Here is a 14,123-nt window from a genome sequence, read left to right on the forward strand (position 1 = left end):
ACATGACGCAACAGGGAACCGACGTGAGCTGGGCGCTCCGCGATCTGGTGGAGAGCATCCAGGAGATCCGTTTCGCCCTCGTGGCCTCCAGCGACGGCAAGGCCATCACCTCCTACGGCGCCGAAGACCCCGACGACGTGGACCGTTTCGCGGCCGTGGTCGCCGGCCTCCAGGCCCTCGCCCAGCCGGTCGCCGAGCAGTTCCCCACGTACGCGGGGAACCTGCGCCTGGCGATGATCGAGGTCGACGGCGGCCACCTCTTCGTGGTCCGCGCGGGCGTGGAGACGTACCTCGGCGTGCTCGCCCGCGAAGGCCTCGACCAGGGGCTGCTCGGGCACCAGATGAGGGACCTGGCCCGCAGAATGGGTGAACTCCTCGGCACCACTCCGCGCCTGGAGGAGCACTCTGGATGAGTGGACCCCGCCGGCCGGCCGATCCTCCCCCAAGCTCACCGCTTCGCTCGAACAGGAAGGACCCCCAAGGTCTCGAGCGCTATTACGTCCTCACCAAGGGACGCAGCGGACCGGGCGGTTCGGCGTCGAGCCTCGACGTGGCGACCCTCATCGTCTCCCGCGCCGCCCCCGCCCCGGGCATGCAGCACGAGTACGCCGACATCCTGCGGCGCTGCCGCGAACCGCTGTCGGTGGCCGAGCTCGGGGCCCATCTGGGGCTGCCCTTCAACATTCTCGCGGTGCTGCTGGCGGACCTGCTGCAGGCAGGCCATGTCGACGCCCGTGACCCCATCCCGGCGCACGACGCCGGTCGCGGGCCCGACCTCGCGCTCCTGGAGGAGGTACTCAGTGGACTTGAAAGGCTTTGACCGGCCCGGCGACCCGGCGACCGGGGGCACCCGCTCGGTGAAGGTGATGATCGCCGGCGGGTTCGGCACCGGGAAGACCACCCTGGTCCGCTCGGTCAGCGACATCAAGCCGCTCACCACCGAGGAGACGCTGACCCAGGCCAGCGCCGGCGACGACCACCTCATCGGCGTCACCGAGAAGACGGAGACCACCGTCAGCCTGGACTTCGGCAAGATCAGCCTCAACGACAGCCTGATGCTGTACCTGTTCGGCACGCCCGGACAGGAACGGTTCTGGTTCCTGTGGAACGGGCTGTTCAAGGGAGCTCTCGGCGCGGTCGTCCTGGTGGACACCCGCCGGCTCGCCTCCAGCTTCCGGGCGATCGAGGAGATGGAGCGGCAGAACGTGCCCTTCGTCGTCGCTTTGAACATCTTCCCCGACTCCCGGGAGTACCCCCTGGAGGAGATCAGGGACGCCCTCGACATCCCCCCGCACATCCCGATCGTGGCCTGCGACGCCCGCGACCGGGCCTCCAGCCGTGACGTGCTGGTCGCCCTCATACGTCACCTGAAAGAACGCTCCGCCGTCGCACTGGAGTCCCGATGAACGACCAGACGTTAAGCGATACCGAGACCCCGCGCGGCTGCCCCGTCGGCCACGGCGGGGGCGACCTCACCCGGCTGTACGGGCCGGAGGCCGCGACGGACCCGGTCGGGATCTACGAACGCCTGCGCGAGGAGCACGGCCCGGTCGCGCCGGTCCTGCTGGAGGGGGACGTCCCCGCCTGGCTGGTGCTGGGCTACCGCGACAACCGGCGGGTGCTGGACACCCCTTGGCAGTTCAGCCGGGACGCGCGGATCTGGCGGGACTGGCGGGAGGGCCGGGTCGAGGAGACCTCGCCGCTGGTGCCGATGCTCGCCTGGCGGCCCGACTGTGTCTCCCAGGACGGCGAACCGCACCGCCGGCTGCGCGGCGCCGTGACGGACGGCCTCCAGGCCGCCGCCGCGCGCGGCATCCGCCGCCACGCCACGCACTTCGCCAACAAGCTGGTCGACGCGTTCGCCGACGCCGGGCGCGCCGACCTGGTGGCGGACTACGCCGAGTACCTGCCGATGCTCGTGCTGACCCGGATCCTCGGGCTGGCCGAGCGGGAGGGGCGGCGGCTGGTGGAATCCTGCGCGCAGGTGCTCAAGGGCGGCGAGGAAGCCGTCGCGCACAACGACCGGATCATGGAGATCCTCGGCGAACTCGCCGAACGCAAGCGGGCCGAGCCCGGCTCCGACTTCACCACCGCGCTCCTGGAGCACCCGGCCGGCCTGGACACCGACGAGGTGATCAGCCATCTGCGTCTGGTCCTGATCGCCGCGCACACGACCACCAGCAACCTGCTGGCCCGGGTGCTGCAGCTGATCCTCACCGACGTCTCCCGGCTCTCCGGCCTGACCAGCGGTCAGCTGAACATCTCGGCGGTGGTCGAGGAGGTCATGTGGAACTCGCCGCCGCTCGCGGTCATGCCGGGGCGTTTCGCCGCCGCCGACCTGGAGCTGGGCGGTCACCACATCCAGGAGGGCGACCTGCTGGTCCTCGGCCTCGCGGCCGGCAACCTGGACCCGGAGATCCGCCCGGACGCCGGCGTCTCCGTCCAGGGCAACCAGTCCCATCTGGCGTTCAGCTCCGGCCCCCACGAATGCCCCGGCCAGAACATCGGCCAGGCCATCATCGAGACCGCCGTCGACACCCTGCTCCACCGCCTGCCCGGCCTGCGCCTGTCCGTCCCGCCGGAGGAACTGACCTCCACGGCGTCGACCTGGGAGTCCCGCCTGGACAGCCTGCCGGTGGAGTTCGCCGCGTGATTCGCCGCGTGACGACCGGTGCCCGGCGGACCGCCGGGCCGGTGGTCGACTAGTTGGCTGTCGGGCCCATGGCCGACCGGACGGCCGCCGGTCCGGTGATGGGCAGGACGGCCGCCGGTCCGGTGAGGGACCGGACGGCCGCCGCGCCCGTGACGGCAGTACGGGCCGTCCGCCCGGTACGGCCGGCCGAGGGGTGTGCCCCGCCGGGCACACCCCGGCGGTCAGACGGTCAGCAGGTCGTCCACCGAGCCCCGGCCGGACAGTTCCGCCGCGGCGACGGGACCCTCCTTGGCCGCCGCGTAGCGGCCGGTGGTCAGGGCCCACTCGTAGTTGCCGTTGATCCAGTGCTGGATGGCCTCGACGCCCATCCGCACCCGGGCGCGCTCGTCGGCGTCGAGGCCGAGTTCGTCGCACATCGCGGGGACGCGGGCCTCCAGCTCCAGGTACTCGGCCAGGCAGGCGCTGGTCATGCGGTACGCCTCGGCGGCGGCCGCCTCCCAGGAGCAGGCCCGCTCGCGGTGCAGGACGGCTATGAGGTTGTGACCGTCGCCGCGCCGGCGCTCGCGCTCGAAGGAGTGGATGTCGTTCATGAACCCGATGGTGTCGGCGGCGAGGTCCCGCATCCGTTCCATCAGCGGATGAGCCATCACCTGCGGGGGCACCTCGAAGCGCCGGCTTCGCTCACCGGCGTCGATGCTGTGGTGGATGCCGACGGTACGGCGCCGGAACGCGGCGTACTCGGGCAGGCACAGGCTGCCCGCGAGGCCCTGCGCGGCCAGGTCGACCTCCTCGCAGTGGGCGACCAGGAACCGCCCCCATGAGGCGGCGAACCGCGACTGCCATGTCAGGGACATGCCATCCGAGAGGTGTTCCCACACCTCCGCCCACGCCACGGTGATCGGGCACACCACCCGCGGCCGGGTGCCCGCCGGACGCAGCGGCGTCACGATCAGCTCCCGCGCCACCTCCGCGACCCGGTCGGCCCGGTCCGGCTGCGCCGCGTCGAACTGGTCGTCGAAGAGGAAGGCCAGCGAGAACCAGTTCATCAGCATGACGAGGTCGTCCGCCGAGGCGTACGGATAGGTGCGGGCCGCGGCCTGCGCCAGATCCCACGACGCGTACTCCTCGAACCCCGCCTGGCTGCGCACCAGCCCCGTCTCGCGCACCCAGCGCAGATGGCGCTCGCGGGCGTACTCCAGATGCGGGCTGACCGGGGTGGTGAAGGGCAGATCGAACCGGACGTCCTGAGGCATGTGCTTCCTTTCGGGAGACGGAGTACGGAGCCCCCCACCCCATGCGAACGGGTGGCCGCGCCGCCGCCCGTGCACTCGAACGAGGTTTCCCGGTCCGAAAGTTGAACCGAGAAGCGGTCTGAGGCTGCCCCGACCGTAAATGATCTACACCGGGCGCGTCCGTGATCTCCGTTACTGATCAAGCCCGTTGAGCTGCGTATACTCGCGCGCCCATCCCGGCCCTCCGCCCGCCCGGCCGCGGGCCGACTGAATCCCCGCCGGCGGGATAACCGCAAGGAAAAGGGGCGCGGGGCGGACCGCTCCGCCCCGGACCCTGCGGAGGAGACATGCCACTGGTGAAGGCGGGCGTCGTGGTGCTCGACTGTGCCGAGCCCGAAAAACTCGCCACGTTCTACAAGGAGTTGCTGGAAGCGGAGGAGACCGAGGCCACCGCCAACCGGGTCGAGATCCGCAGCCCCGACGGCACCCGGCTGGCGTTCCGCCGTGACATGAACGCCACCCCGCCGAGCTGGCCGCGCCCGGAGAACTCCCTCCAGGCCCATCTGGAGTTCGTGGTCGACGACCTGGACGCGGCCGAACGCCGCGTCGTCTCCCTCGGCGGCCGGCCGACCGACGCCAAGGACCCGTCCGGTTCCTTCGAGTCCCGTGGCTACGCCGATCCCGCGGGACACTCGTTCACCCTGCGCGGCGCCACCCCCTCGGCGCCCAAGCAGGGCTGAGACGCACAGGACGCCACAGGACTGACGAGGGTACCCGGGCCGGCTGCCGGCCCGGGTACCCTCGTGTGCGCGCCGCCCGGTTCAGTCCCGGCCGCCCGGGCCCGCCGCCGGCCACACTCCCGTCTTGCGCTCGATGGCCTTCGCCCCGGCGCGGTCGACCGCGCTGCGCACGACCGCGAAGATGGCGCCCTGCACCGCGGCGGCGAGCAGGATCTCGCCCCAGCCGCGGTCCGGGTCCAGCGCGTCCGGCGCGTCCTCCTCGTCCCGGATCGCCATCCACACCTTGCGGAAGGCCAGGCCCGCCAACGCACCGCCCGACCAGCCCAGCAGCCAGCCCACCGGCTGGTAGGCGGCGGGCAGTTTCCGCTTCTTGCTCTTGGCCACGTACGTCTCCTCGCTCTCGTTGCATCAGGGCCGGCCGGCGGCCGGCACCTCCTCGCCGGCCCGCACCGGGCCGGGCGGCACCCCGTTACCGAACGGCCGCCCGCCCAGCTCCTCGCGGTGATGAGCCGTCAGCCAGCCGGACAGATCGGGCCCCAGAGGCACGATCCGGGTCGGGTTGATCCCGGTGTGCACCTGGTAGTAGTGCCGCTTGATGTGGTCGAAGTCGACCGTGTCCCCGAATCCGGGCGTCTGGAACAGATCGCGGGCATAAGCCCACAGCACCGGGTTCTCCGACAGCTTCCAGCGGTTGCACTTGAAGTGACCGTGGTAGACCGCGTCGAACCGCACCAGGGTGGTGAACAGCCGGATGTCCGCCTCGGTGATCGTGTCGCCGACGAGGTACCGCTGCCGCGCCAGCCGCTCGGCCAGCGACTCCAGCCGCCGGAACACGGCGGAGCAGGCGGCCTCGTACTCCGCCTGCCGGGTCGCGAAACCCGCCCGGTACACACCGTTGTTGACGTCCTCGTAGACGTCCGTCATCACCTCGTCGATCTCGTCCCGCGAACGCTCCGGATACAGTTGCGGTGCGCCTTCCCGGTGCAGGGCCGTCCACTCGGTGGCGAAGTCGAGGGTGATCCGCTCGTAGTCGTTGGTGACGAGCTTCCCGGTCGGGATGTCGACGATCGCCGGGACGCTGACACCGCCCGGGTAACCGGTCTCCCGCCGGTCGTAGGCCTCGCTGAGGTAGCGGATGCCGAGCACCGGATCGCGGCCGTCCGGGTCCAGCGAGAACCGCCAGCTGCGGTCGTCCTGGACCGGGTCCGTGATCGCCAGCGACACCGACGCCTCCAGGCCCAGCAGCCGGCGCGCGATCACCGCCCGGCTCGCCCACGGACAGGCGCGGCTGACCACCAGCCGGTAACGGCCGGCCGCCACCGGCCAGCCGTCCCGGCCGTCCGCGGTGATCCGGTCGGTGAAATGGGCCTTCGACCGCTCGAACGACCGCCGGCCGTAGGCACTGTTGCCGTCATCCGCGCCGCTCATCCGCCTGCGCTCCCTTCCACGCGCGGTTCACTCCCGACGCGTCCCCGAGTTCCCCCGATCCGGCCGTCCGCACGGTGTGATCCGCGCCGCCCCGGGCATCCGCCGAAAGGTGAGCGGGACATCCTCGAACGCGGACGTGAAGCGAAGGACGAAACACAGCGACCAGGGCTCGCTGGGGGAGGGGAGGCGGCCGGCCGTGCAGGAGACACCGGAGCCGGCGCGCGACGAGCGGGAGCCGGCGCGCGAGGAGCGGGAGGCGGCACGCCGGCGGGGGCGGAGGCAGAAGGAGCAGCAGGAGGAGGACCGCAAGACCCGCGTCACCGTGCTGGTGGCGCTCGCGGCCAACCTGGTGATCGCGCTCGCCAAGACCGTCGGCGGTCTGATCGCGAACTCGCCGGCCCTGCTCTCCGAGGCCGCGCACTCGGTCGCCGACAGCATGAACGAGGTCTTCCTCCTGGCCGCGCTGCGCCGCAGCCGCCGCCCCGCCGACCGGCGCCACCCCTTCGGCTACGGCAAGGAACGGTTCTTCTGGTCGCTGCTCGCCGCCGTCGGAATCTTCGTCATGGGCGGCTGCTTCTCCTTCTACCAGGGCATCGAAGCGCTGACCCGGGACACCCAGGAGAGCTTCGGCGGCTACATCGCCGGCCTGGTCGTCCTCGGGGTGTCCCTGCTCGCCGAGGGCGGCTCCCTGCTGCGGGCGCTGCACCAGCTGCGCCGGCAGGGCGTCTCCGAGGGACTGCGCGACCCGGCGCTGCGCACGGTCGTCGCCGAGGACGGCACCGCGGTCGTCGGTGTCTGTCTCGCCCTCGCCGGGATGGCGCTGCACATGGCCACCGGCCAGGTGGTGTGGGAGGCGTCCGCCTCGCTCGCCATCGGCGCCCTGCTGGTCTACGTCGCCTACCGGCTGGGCCGCGAGGCCCGCGACCAGCTGATCGGGGAGGCCGCCGACCCGGAGGCCGGCGGCCGCATCCGCGCCCTGCTGCGGGCCCAGCCGGAGATAGACAGCGTGGAGGCGCTGTTCACCATGAAGACGGGCATCGACTCGCTGCTGGTCGCCGCGCGCGTCGACCTGGTGCCCGGACTGGACAGCGAACGGGTGGAGGAGGTCGCGGTGCGCATCAAGCGGTCGATCGCCCGTACCGTCCCCGAGGCGGAGCAGATCTTCCTCGACGTGACCGACCGGCTGGCCCACGAGAACGTGATCGACCGGCCGGCGCACGAGAACGTGACCGGCCGGCCGGCCGACGAGGCACGGGAAAGCCCCGCCGCGACGGGGGAACGCGGCGGGGCCTGAGACGCGGGTGCCCGGTCCGTGCCGCTTCATGCGTGCCGGGCACCGGGAGTTTCCGGGCGCTGCCGGAGCGGTCCGCTCAGCCGGCCGGCTCCAGGACGAACACCGGGATCTCGCGGTCGGTCTTGCGCTGGTAGTCGGCGTACGGCGGGTACGCCGCGACCGCCCGCTCCCACCACTCGGCCTTCTCGGCGCCGGTGACCTCGCGGGCCGTCATGTCCTGCGTGACCGGCCCGTCCCGCAGCTCCACGTGCGGGTCGGCCTTGAGGTTGTGGTACCAGTACGGGTGCTTGGGCGCGCCGCCCTGGGAGGCGACGACGGCGTAGCGTCCCTCGTGCTCGACGCGCATCAGCGGAACCTTGCGGATCTTGCCGCTCTTGGCGCCCCGCGTGATCAGCAGCACGACGGGCATCCCGGTGTCCTGGAGGGTCGTGCCGCGGGTGCCGCCGGAGCTCTCGTACAGCTCCACCTGCTCGCGTACCCACTGCGTCGGGCTGGGTTCGTACTCGCCCTCGAGAGGCATGTCATCCGTCCCATCGTCGAGTTGCCCGGCCGCCCGCTCGGCGGCCGGTTCGGTTTACATCGCCTGCAACACCGCCGCCGTCCCGGATCATCCGGCTCATCACCCGAATGGCTGATCACCGGCCGGCCGCGGGGTCACGGCCCTTCAGACGCCGGGGCGGTGTCGAGGAGCAGCCGTGCCGCCTCCCGCGCCTCGGCGGCCGGGGCGGTGGTCGCGGTGATGCCCGCCGTGACCATGGCGCCCTCGGCGAGCAGGAACAGCGGCGCGGTGAGGGCGGCGGGCAGCCCCGCGTCCGCGACCAGCCGGGCGAGGTCCTCCCGGAACGCCTCCTTGTGCGCCCGCACCCGCTGCGCCACCCCCTCCGAGGTCGCCCCCAGCTCGCCGTGGGCGTTGATCCACGCGCAGCCGCGGAAGCCGGGCTCGGCGAACCACTCCTCCAGCCAGTCGAACACCGCGAGGATCCGCCGCCGCGGGTCCTCGTGGTCCGCGACCCGCGCGGCCAGCCGCCCGCGCCAGTGGGCGTCACGCCGCTCCAGATACGCCTCGACCAGCTGTTCCTTGGCCGGGAACAGCTGGTACAGCCGCTTGAGCGAGAGCCCCGAGGCGCTGCGGATCTCGTCCATGCCGACCGACCGCACGCCCCGCCCGTAGAAGAGGCGCTCCGCCGCGTCCAAGGCCCGCTCCCGGGCGACCGCGCTGTCCATCAACTGCCGTCCGTCTCCCTGTCCTTGACGTGAGAACGAGCGTTCTCCTACGGTAGCAGCCCGGCGGAGAATGATCGTTCTCCGCCCCGTCCGCCCGTCTGCCGCTCCCCAGGAGGAAGCATGACCGCGCGCCCGCCCCTGCCGCCCTTCACCCGCGAGACCGCGGCCCGGAAGGTGCAGGCCGCCGAGGACGCCTGGAACACCCGGGATCCGCACCGGGTGGCACTCGCCTACTCCGAGGACTCGGAGTGGCGCAACCGCGACACCTTCCTCACCGGCCGCGCCGCGATCGTCGCGTTCCTGACCGCCAAGTGGGCACGGGAGCGGGACTACGCGCTGCGCAAGGACCTGTGGGCGTACGACGGCAACCGCATCGCGGTCCGCTTCCAGTACGAGTGCCGGGACGCCGACGGCCGGTGGTGGCGGTCGTACGGCAACGAACTGTGGGAGTTCGACGAGCGCGGCCTGATGACCCGGCGCGAGGCGAGCATCGACGACGTGCCCATCGAGGAGGAACAGCGGCGCATCACCGGACCCCGCCCGGAGGCCGAACGCGGACTGACCATCCCCCTGCGATGAGGTGCCCGCACGGCTCTTCAGTAAGGTGCCCGGGTGATGCCACAGGCCGGGACACCCTTCCTCTACGTCGTCGTCTGCGCGGCCGGTGTCGCCGCGGACGTCGGCACACTGATCACCGCCGCCCGTGAGCGCGGCTGGGAGGTGGGCGCCATCGCCACCCCCGTCGCGATGAACGGCTTCTTCGACAGCGCCGCCGTCGAAACCCTCACGGGCCGCCCCGTCCGCTCCGCCTGGCGCACCCCGGGCGAGCCCCGGCCCTTCCCGCCGCCGGACGCGGTGGTGGCCGCCCCGGCCACCTTCAACACGCTCAACAAGTGGGCGGCGGGACTGGCCGACACCCTCGCCGTGGCCACCCTCTGCGAGGCCTCGGGGCTCGGCGTCCCCGTCGCCGCCCTGCCCTGCGTCGCCGACGCCCTGGCCGCCCACCCCGCCTACCGGGACAGCCTCGCCCGGCTGCGCGCCATGGGCGTCCGCTTCGGCGAGCCGTACTCCGGCGAGGACCCGGCCGCCTTCCCCTGGGAGCAGGCCCTGGACCTCGTCACCGCCCGGCGTCGTACGCTCCCCTGAAACCCCTACCGACGGCGGGAGCAGTGACGATGCAGTATGTGAAGCTCGGTTCGACCGGCCTCGACGTGTCGCGGATCTGTCTGGGCTGCATGACGTACGGCCTTCCCGACCGCGGGGTGCACGAGTGGACCCTGGACGAGGGCGCCTCCCGGCCGCTCATCCGGCAGGCGCTGGAAGCCGGCATCACCTTCTTCGACACCGCCAACGTGTACTCCGACGGCACCAGCGAGGAGATCGTCGGCCGGGCGCTGCGCGACTTCGCCCGCCGTGACGAGATCGTGCTGGCCACCAAGGTGCACGGCCGGATGCGGCCCGGTCCCAACGGCGCCGGCCTGTCCCGCAAGGCGATCATGACGGAGATCGACCACAGCCTGCGCCGCCTCGGCACCGACTACGTCGACCTCTACCAGATCCACCGCTTCGACCCGGACACTCCCGTCGAGGAGACGATGGAGGCGCTGCACGACCTCGTGAAGGCCGGCAAGGTCCGCTATCTCGGGGCCAGTTCGATGTACGCCTGGCAGTTCTCGAAGATGCAGTACACGGCCGAGAAGCACGGCTGGACCCGGTTCGTGTCCATGCAGAACCACTACAACCTCCTCTACCGCGAGGAGGAGCGCGAGATGCTGCCGCTCTGCGCGGACCAGGGCGTCGGCGTCCTGCCCTGGAGCCCGCTCGCCCGCGGCCGTCTGACCCGCGACTGGGGCACGGTCACCGAGCGCAGCGCGCGTGACGACTTCGGCAGCACCCTCTACCAGGAGGGTGACCACGCCATCGTGGACGCCGTCTCCCGGATCGCCGCCGAACGCGGCGTCCCGCGCGCTCAGGTGGCGCTCGCCTGGCTGCTGCACCAGGACACCGTGGCGGCGCCGGTCATCGGCGCTTCCAAACCGCACCACATCGAGGACGCCGTGGCCGCGGTCGAACTGGAGCTGACCGACAAGGAGATCGAGGAACTGGAGCGCCCCTACACCCCGCACCCGGTCTCCGGACACTGACGCACCCTCAGGTCACGTCCCCCGCCCGCAGCACCGTCACGGTCACCGCCGACTCGCTCCCGCCCACCGGCACCTCGCCCGCGCTCCACGGCACCCGCAGCGGCCGCCGCTCGCCGGGCGGCGTGACCAGCAGGACCGCGGGGAGGGCCGTACGGGCCCCGCTGACCCGGGGATCGGCGTACGACAGTCCGGCCCAGGCGCTGCCGCCCGGCGCCAGGCGGAGCCGGGCCAAAGACTCGGGCCGGCGCCGCGGGTCGGGGCCCAGCTGCCGGCCGGAGGCGTCGGCGAAGGCGGCGCCCGGGTAGCCGTGGAGCGTGCAGGTGCGCGACGACGTGTTGGTCAGGAGGATCGGGTGGTTCTCCTGGCCCGCGCCGGGGTCGTCACGGCCGATGGAGGCGCGCACGTCGGGGGTGCGGCAGCGGCCGGCGGCGGGGGAGGAGGCGGTGGCCGGCGAAGGGCTCGCGGAAGCGGCCGGTGCTCGGGCCGCCGCGCCGGCCGCGCCCGCCGTACCGCCGTCGCCACAGGCGGTCAGCAGACCGAGCGCGCAGACGGTGACGACGAACGCCGGGGGACGGGAGGGCGAGGGGAGCAAGACCATGGACAGCTGGTGCCCCGTCCCGTACCGGGGATGCCCGGCCCGCCTCGGCCCTCGACCCCGGCCCGCCTCGCCCCTCGGCTCGCCCGCCTCCGCGTCACTCCTCCTCGACGAGCGCCATCTCCGCCCAGATCGTCTTGCCCTCGGGGGTGTGCCGGCTGCCCCAGCGCTGGGTGAGCTGGGCGACGAGGAGCAGTCCCCGGCCGCCCTCGTCCCAGGTCTTGGCGCGGCGCAGATGCGGCGCGGTGTGGCTGGTGTCGGAGACCTCGCAGATCAGCGTGTCCGCGTCGTGGATCAGCCGGAGCCGGATCGGGTGCGAGCCGTACCGGATCGCGTTGGTGACCAGCTCGCTCACCACCAGCTCGGTGGTGAAGGAGGCGTCCGTGAGCCCCCAGGTGCTCAGCTGCTCGACGACCTGCTTGCGGATCGGCGCGACCAGGGCCGGATCGGCGGGGATGTCCCAGGTGGCCACCTGGGAGGCGGGCAGCCCGTGGGTACGGGCCAGCAGCAGCGCCACGTCGTCGCTGGAGCCCCCGGCCGGCAGCAGGGCGCGCAGGATCCGGTCGCACGTCTCGTCCAGCGAGTCCGGCCCGGCCGGGCCGGCACTCGCGGCCAGCGCCTCGCGCAGCAGCCGGTGGCCGATCCCCACGTCCCGTTCCGGGCTCTCGACCAGGCCGTTGGTGAAGAAGGACAGCAGCGTGCCCTCGTGCAGATACAGCTCCGCCGCCTCGAAGGGCAGTCCGCCCAGCCCCAGCGCCGGACCGGCGGGGACCTCCAGCTCCCGGGGCACACCGCCCGGCGGCACCACGATCGGCGCCGGATGCCCGGCCCGCGCGATGCTGCAGCGCCGGGACACCGGGTCGTACACGGCGTACAGACAGGTGGCGCCCAGCTCACCAGGGCTGCCGCCCTCGCCGCCGGACTCCTGCGACAGCCGCACCACCAGGTCGTCGAGGTGGGTGAGGAGTTCGTCGGGGGCGAGATCGATGTCGGCGAGGGTGCGCACGGCGGTGCGCAGCCGGCCCATGGTGGCCGAGGCCTGGATGCCGTGGCCGACGACGTCCCCGACGACCATGGCGACCCGCATCCCGGACAGCGGGATCACGTCGAACCAGTCGCCGCCCACCCCGGCCCGGGCGGCCGGCAGATAGCGCGACGACGCTTCCAGGGCTGCCGTGCTCGGCAGGGAGCGGGGGAGCAGGCTGCGCTGGAGGGCGAGGGCGGTCTCGCGTTCGCGGGAGTAGCGGCGGGCGTTGTCGACGCAGACCGCGGCGCGGGCGGTGATCTCCTCGGCCAGCAGCACGTCGTCCGCGGTGAACGTGTCCGCCCGCCGCCGCGCGCGGCTGAGGACGGCGACGCCGAGCGTGGTGCCCCGGGCCTGCATCGGCACCACCATCACGGAGTGGATGCCGTGCTGCCGGACCCGTTCGCGGCGCGTGCGGTCCTGGTCGAGCCAGTCCTCCAGATCGCCCGCGGCCACCGACACGACCACGGCACGGCCCGCCAGCAGCGAGGCCGCCTGCGGGGAGGCGGCCGGATAGAACTCGACGTCACCCTGCCCGACCACCGCCTGCGGACCGCCCGGGGTGACCGACTGGTGGGCGACGCGGCGCAGCGCGACCGGTGCGGCGACCGCCGCCGGGGGCTCGCCGCCGTGCTCGGGCGGGTCGAGCAGATCGACGCTGACGAAGTCGGCGAGCGCGGGCACGCAGACGTCGGCCAGCTCCTGCGCCGTACGGGTGACGTCGAGGGTGGTGCCGATGCGCACACTGGCCTCGTTCACCAGATGCAGCCGCTGCCGGGCCTGGTAGTTCTCGGTGATGTCGTGCGCCGCCATGCACACGCCCCGCACCCGCCCCTCGGCGTCGGTGACGGGCGCCATCCGGGCCAGCCAGGCGTGCGCCCGGTCCTCGCCGCCGGCCCGCAGATACGTCTGCACGTCCTGCGGCCGTCCGGTGGTGAGCACCTGGAGGAGATGCCGTTCCAGTTCCTCGTTCTGCGGCTTGCCGCCGATCTCGGAGTGTCTGAGACCCCGGATGCGCTCCTCGGGCAGGCCGACCACCCGCGCCATCGCCTCGTTCTGGGTGTGCAGCCGCAGCCGGTCGTCGTAGAGGGCGACGGCACACGGGGACTGGGTGAGTGCCGCCGCGTCCAGCGGATTCCCGGGGGCGCGGGAGTGCTCCAGCGGCGTGACCACCAGCCAGTCGCCGGGACCGTCCCCGGACGGCCGGCGATGGTGGGCGAGCAGCCATACCGTCACCGTGTGCCCGTCCCGGTGACACAGGGCCACCGTGCCGTGCCAGCGGGGGGCGCTCACCTCGGGGACGGGGCCGGCGAGGAGCCGGGCGCCGGGCCGGCCCACGACCTCGTCGGCCGCCCAGCCGAGCAGCCGGCGCGCACCCTCGCTCCACTCGGTCAGCGTGCCGGCGGCGTCGATGGCAGCCCGGGCCGTCGCGGCCTCGTCGAACGGGTAATCCGGGCTCATCGTCGCCACTCCATCGCGCACACTCACTGTCAACAAGCGCGTCAGTTCCGTTCCAGCCTAGTGCGTCGGGCTTGCGGAGGGACGGGGAACGCACCTGGCGCGACGGCGCCGGCGGGGCCGCCGCGGTGACCGGTCACCCGTGACGGACCGGCCCGCCGGCGCGGAACGCGCACCTCCGGACTGCCTCATACCGGCCCCCGGGGGAGAGGCGTGTGGATGTGTGGGGGAGACTTTGTGCATGCCGGCAGCACTGTTAGCCTGCGACGTATTTCGCGTCGCGCAGTTCGAAAATTCGTCGGCGATGCCCCTGGGAGGGGAACGAGGGTGC

16 protein-coding genes are annotated in these 14,123 nt (G+C 72.7%); 9 read left to right on the forward strand and 7 right to left on the reverse strand.

Going from position 1 to position 14,123, the window contains the following annotated elements; genetic code table 11:
- The first annotated feature begins 2 nt into the window (after positions 1-2).
- The 4 genes from G7Z13_RS32100 to G7Z13_RS32115 are packed head-to-tail and all read left to right on the forward strand — an operon-like array spanning position 3 to position 2,653.
- Complete coding sequence (locus G7Z13_RS32100) at positions 3-413, forward strand: roadblock/LC7 domain-containing protein (RefSeq protein WP_166004112.1); 411 nt, start codon at positions 3-5, stop codon at positions 411-413.
- Complete coding sequence (locus tag G7Z13_RS32105; RefSeq protein WP_166004114.1) at positions 410-820, forward strand: DUF742 domain-containing protein; 411 nt, start codon at positions 410-412, stop codon at positions 818-820. The genes G7Z13_RS32100 and G7Z13_RS32105 overlap by 4 nt, the downstream gene beginning before the upstream one ends.
- Positions 801-1,406 carry an ATP/GTP-binding protein gene (locus G7Z13_RS32110; protein WP_166004116.1) on the forward strand — a complete coding sequence of 202 codons (606 nt, stop codon included), beginning with the start codon at positions 801-803 and terminating at the stop codon, positions 1,404-1,406. The genes G7Z13_RS32105 and G7Z13_RS32110 overlap by 20 nt, the downstream gene beginning before the upstream one ends.
- A complete protein-coding gene (locus tag G7Z13_RS32115; protein ID WP_166004118.1) occupies positions 1,403-2,653 on the forward strand; it encodes a cytochrome P450 in 1,251 nt (416 codons plus the stop codon). Before G7Z13_RS32110 ends, G7Z13_RS32115 begins: the two co-directional genes overlap by 4 nt.
- Positions 2,654-2,874: 221 nt before the next feature.
- On the opposite strand, the gene G7Z13_RS32120 is transcribed toward G7Z13_RS32115, so the two are convergent.
- The gene (locus tag G7Z13_RS32120) at positions 2,875-3,906 is read right to left on the reverse strand and encodes a 7-epi-alpha-eudesmol synthase (protein ID WP_166004120.1); all 1,032 of its coding nucleotides are present in this window, start codon (positions 3,904-3,906) and stop codon (positions 2,875-2,877) included.
- Between the two features lie 326 nt (positions 3,907-4,232).
- Here G7Z13_RS32120 and G7Z13_RS32125 point away from each other — a divergent pair, with 326 nt between their 5' ends.
- The gene (locus tag G7Z13_RS32125; RefSeq protein WP_166004122.1) at positions 4,233-4,625 is read left to right on the forward strand and encodes a VOC family protein; all 393 of its coding nucleotides are present in this window, start codon (positions 4,233-4,235) and stop codon (positions 4,623-4,625) included.
- A gap of 81 nt (positions 4,626-4,706) precedes the next feature.
- On the opposite strand, the gene G7Z13_RS32130 is transcribed toward G7Z13_RS32125, so the two are convergent.
- Together G7Z13_RS32130 and G7Z13_RS32135 are read right to left on the reverse strand one after the other, a co-directional pair.
- Complete coding sequence (locus tag G7Z13_RS32130) at positions 4,707-5,009, reverse strand: DUF4235 domain-containing protein (RefSeq protein WP_166004124.1); 303 nt, start codon at positions 5,007-5,009, stop codon at positions 4,707-4,709.
- Between the two features lie 24 nt (positions 5,010-5,033).
- Positions 5,034-6,053 (reverse strand): glutathione S-transferase C-terminal domain-containing protein, encoded by a 1,020-nt coding sequence (locus G7Z13_RS32135; protein WP_166004126.1) that lies wholly within the window; start codon positions 6,051-6,053, stop codon positions 5,034-5,036.
- A gap of 322 nt (positions 6,054-6,375) precedes the next feature.
- Here G7Z13_RS32135 and G7Z13_RS32140 point away from each other — a divergent pair, with 322 nt between their 5' ends.
- Positions 6,376-7,347, forward strand: a complete 972-nt coding sequence (locus tag G7Z13_RS32140) for a cation diffusion facilitator family transporter (RefSeq protein ID WP_240926553.1) — start codon at positions 6,376-6,378, stop codon at positions 7,345-7,347.
- A gap of 76 nt (positions 7,348-7,423) precedes the next feature.
- Here G7Z13_RS32140 and G7Z13_RS32145 read toward each other — a convergent pair whose 3' ends face one another.
- Positions 7,424-7,867, reverse strand: coding sequence for a nitroreductase family deazaflavin-dependent oxidoreductase (locus G7Z13_RS32145; RefSeq protein ID WP_166004128.1), 444 nt, complete (start codon positions 7,865-7,867; stop codon positions 7,424-7,426).
- A 134-nt stretch (positions 7,868-8,001) separates the two neighbouring features.
- Positions 8,002-8,571 (reverse strand): TetR/AcrR family transcriptional regulator, encoded by a 570-nt coding sequence (locus tag G7Z13_RS32150; RefSeq protein WP_166004130.1) that lies wholly within the window; start codon positions 8,569-8,571, stop codon positions 8,002-8,004.
- A gap of 120 nt (positions 8,572-8,691) precedes the next feature.
- Between G7Z13_RS32150 and G7Z13_RS32155 the strand changes: the two genes are divergently transcribed.
- Genes G7Z13_RS32155 through G7Z13_RS32165 form a run of 3 tightly spaced genes read left to right on the forward strand, consistent with a single transcriptional unit; the run spans position 8,692 to position 10,715 of the window.
- Positions 8,692-9,150 (forward strand): nuclear transport factor 2 family protein, encoded by a 459-nt coding sequence (locus tag G7Z13_RS32155; protein WP_166004131.1) that lies wholly within the window; start codon positions 8,692-8,694, stop codon positions 9,148-9,150.
- 36 nt (positions 9,151-9,186) lie between these two features.
- Entirely contained in the window at positions 9,187-9,717 is a 531-nt protein-coding gene (locus G7Z13_RS32160) for a flavoprotein (protein WP_166004133.1), read from the forward strand.
- A gap of 29 nt (positions 9,718-9,746) precedes the next feature.
- Entirely contained in the window at positions 9,747-10,715 is a 969-nt protein-coding gene (locus tag G7Z13_RS32165; protein WP_166004135.1) for an aldo/keto reductase, read from the forward strand.
- Between the two features lie 7 nt (positions 10,716-10,722).
- Here the strand turns inward: G7Z13_RS32165 and G7Z13_RS32170 are convergent, their stop codons facing one another.
- Together G7Z13_RS32170 and G7Z13_RS32175 are read right to left on the reverse strand one after the other, a co-directional pair.
- On the reverse strand, positions 10,723-11,313 hold the full coding sequence (locus G7Z13_RS32170) for a DUF4232 domain-containing protein (RefSeq protein WP_166004136.1): 591 nt from the start codon (positions 11,311-11,313) through the stop codon (positions 10,723-10,725).
- A 94-nt stretch (positions 11,314-11,407) separates the two neighbouring features.
- Positions 11,408-13,795 carry a SpoIIE family protein phosphatase gene (locus tag G7Z13_RS32175; RefSeq protein WP_166004139.1) on the reverse strand — a complete coding sequence of 796 codons (2,388 nt, stop codon included), beginning with the start codon at positions 13,793-13,795 and terminating at the stop codon, positions 11,408-11,410.
- Positions 13,796-14,123 lie beyond the last annotated feature (328 nt).

The sequence above is a fragment of the Streptomyces sp. JB150 genome (assembly GCF_011193355.1).
In the GTDB taxonomy this organism is placed as follows: Bacteria; Actinomycetota; Actinomycetes; order Streptomycetales; family Streptomycetaceae; genus Streptomyces.

Excerpts from the sequence above, each read along its gene's own strand:
- G7Z13_RS32100 (WP_166004112.1), top strand. The coding sequence starts at position 3 with ATGACGCAACAGGGAACCGACGTGAGCTGGGCGCTCCGCGATCTGGTG.
- G7Z13_RS32105 (WP_166004114.1), top strand. The coding sequence starts at position 410 with ATGAGTGGACCCCGCCGGCCGGCCGATCCTCCCCCAAGCTCACCGCTT.
- G7Z13_RS32115 (WP_166004118.1), top strand. The coding sequence starts at position 1,403 with ATGAACGACCAGACGTTAAGCGATACCGAGACCCCGCGCGGCTGCCCC.
- G7Z13_RS32120 (WP_166004120.1), bottom strand. The coding sequence starts at position 3,906 with ATGCCTCAGGACGTCCGGTTCGATCTGCCCTTCACCACCCCGGTCAGC.
- G7Z13_RS32125 (WP_166004122.1), top strand. The coding sequence starts at position 4,233 with ATGCCACTGGTGAAGGCGGGCGTCGTGGTGCTCGACTGTGCCGAGCCC.
- G7Z13_RS32135 (WP_166004126.1), bottom strand. The coding sequence starts at position 6,053 with ATGAGCGGCGCGGATGACGGCAACAGTGCCTACGGCCGGCGGTCGTTC.
- G7Z13_RS32145 (WP_166004128.1), bottom strand. The coding sequence starts at position 7,867 with ATGCCTCTCGAGGGCGAGTACGAACCCAGCCCGACGCAGTGGGTACGC.
- G7Z13_RS32150 (WP_166004130.1), bottom strand. The coding sequence starts at position 8,571 with ATGGACAGCGCGGTCGCCCGGGAGCGGGCCTTGGACGCGGCGGAGCGC.
- G7Z13_RS32155 (WP_166004131.1), top strand. The coding sequence starts at position 8,692 with ATGACCGCGCGCCCGCCCCTGCCGCCCTTCACCCGCGAGACCGCGGCC.
- G7Z13_RS32160 (WP_166004133.1), top strand. The coding sequence starts at position 9,187 with ATGCCACAGGCCGGGACACCCTTCCTCTACGTCGTCGTCTGCGCGGCC.
- G7Z13_RS32165 (WP_166004135.1), top strand. The coding sequence starts at position 9,747 with ATGCAGTATGTGAAGCTCGGTTCGACCGGCCTCGACGTGTCGCGGATC.
- G7Z13_RS32170 (WP_166004136.1), bottom strand. The coding sequence starts at position 11,313 with ATGGTCTTGCTCCCCTCGCCCTCCCGTCCCCCGGCGTTCGTCGTCACC.
- G7Z13_RS32175 (WP_166004139.1), bottom strand. The coding sequence starts at position 13,795 with ATGAGCCCGGATTACCCGTTCGACGAGGCCGCGACGGCCCGGGCTGCC.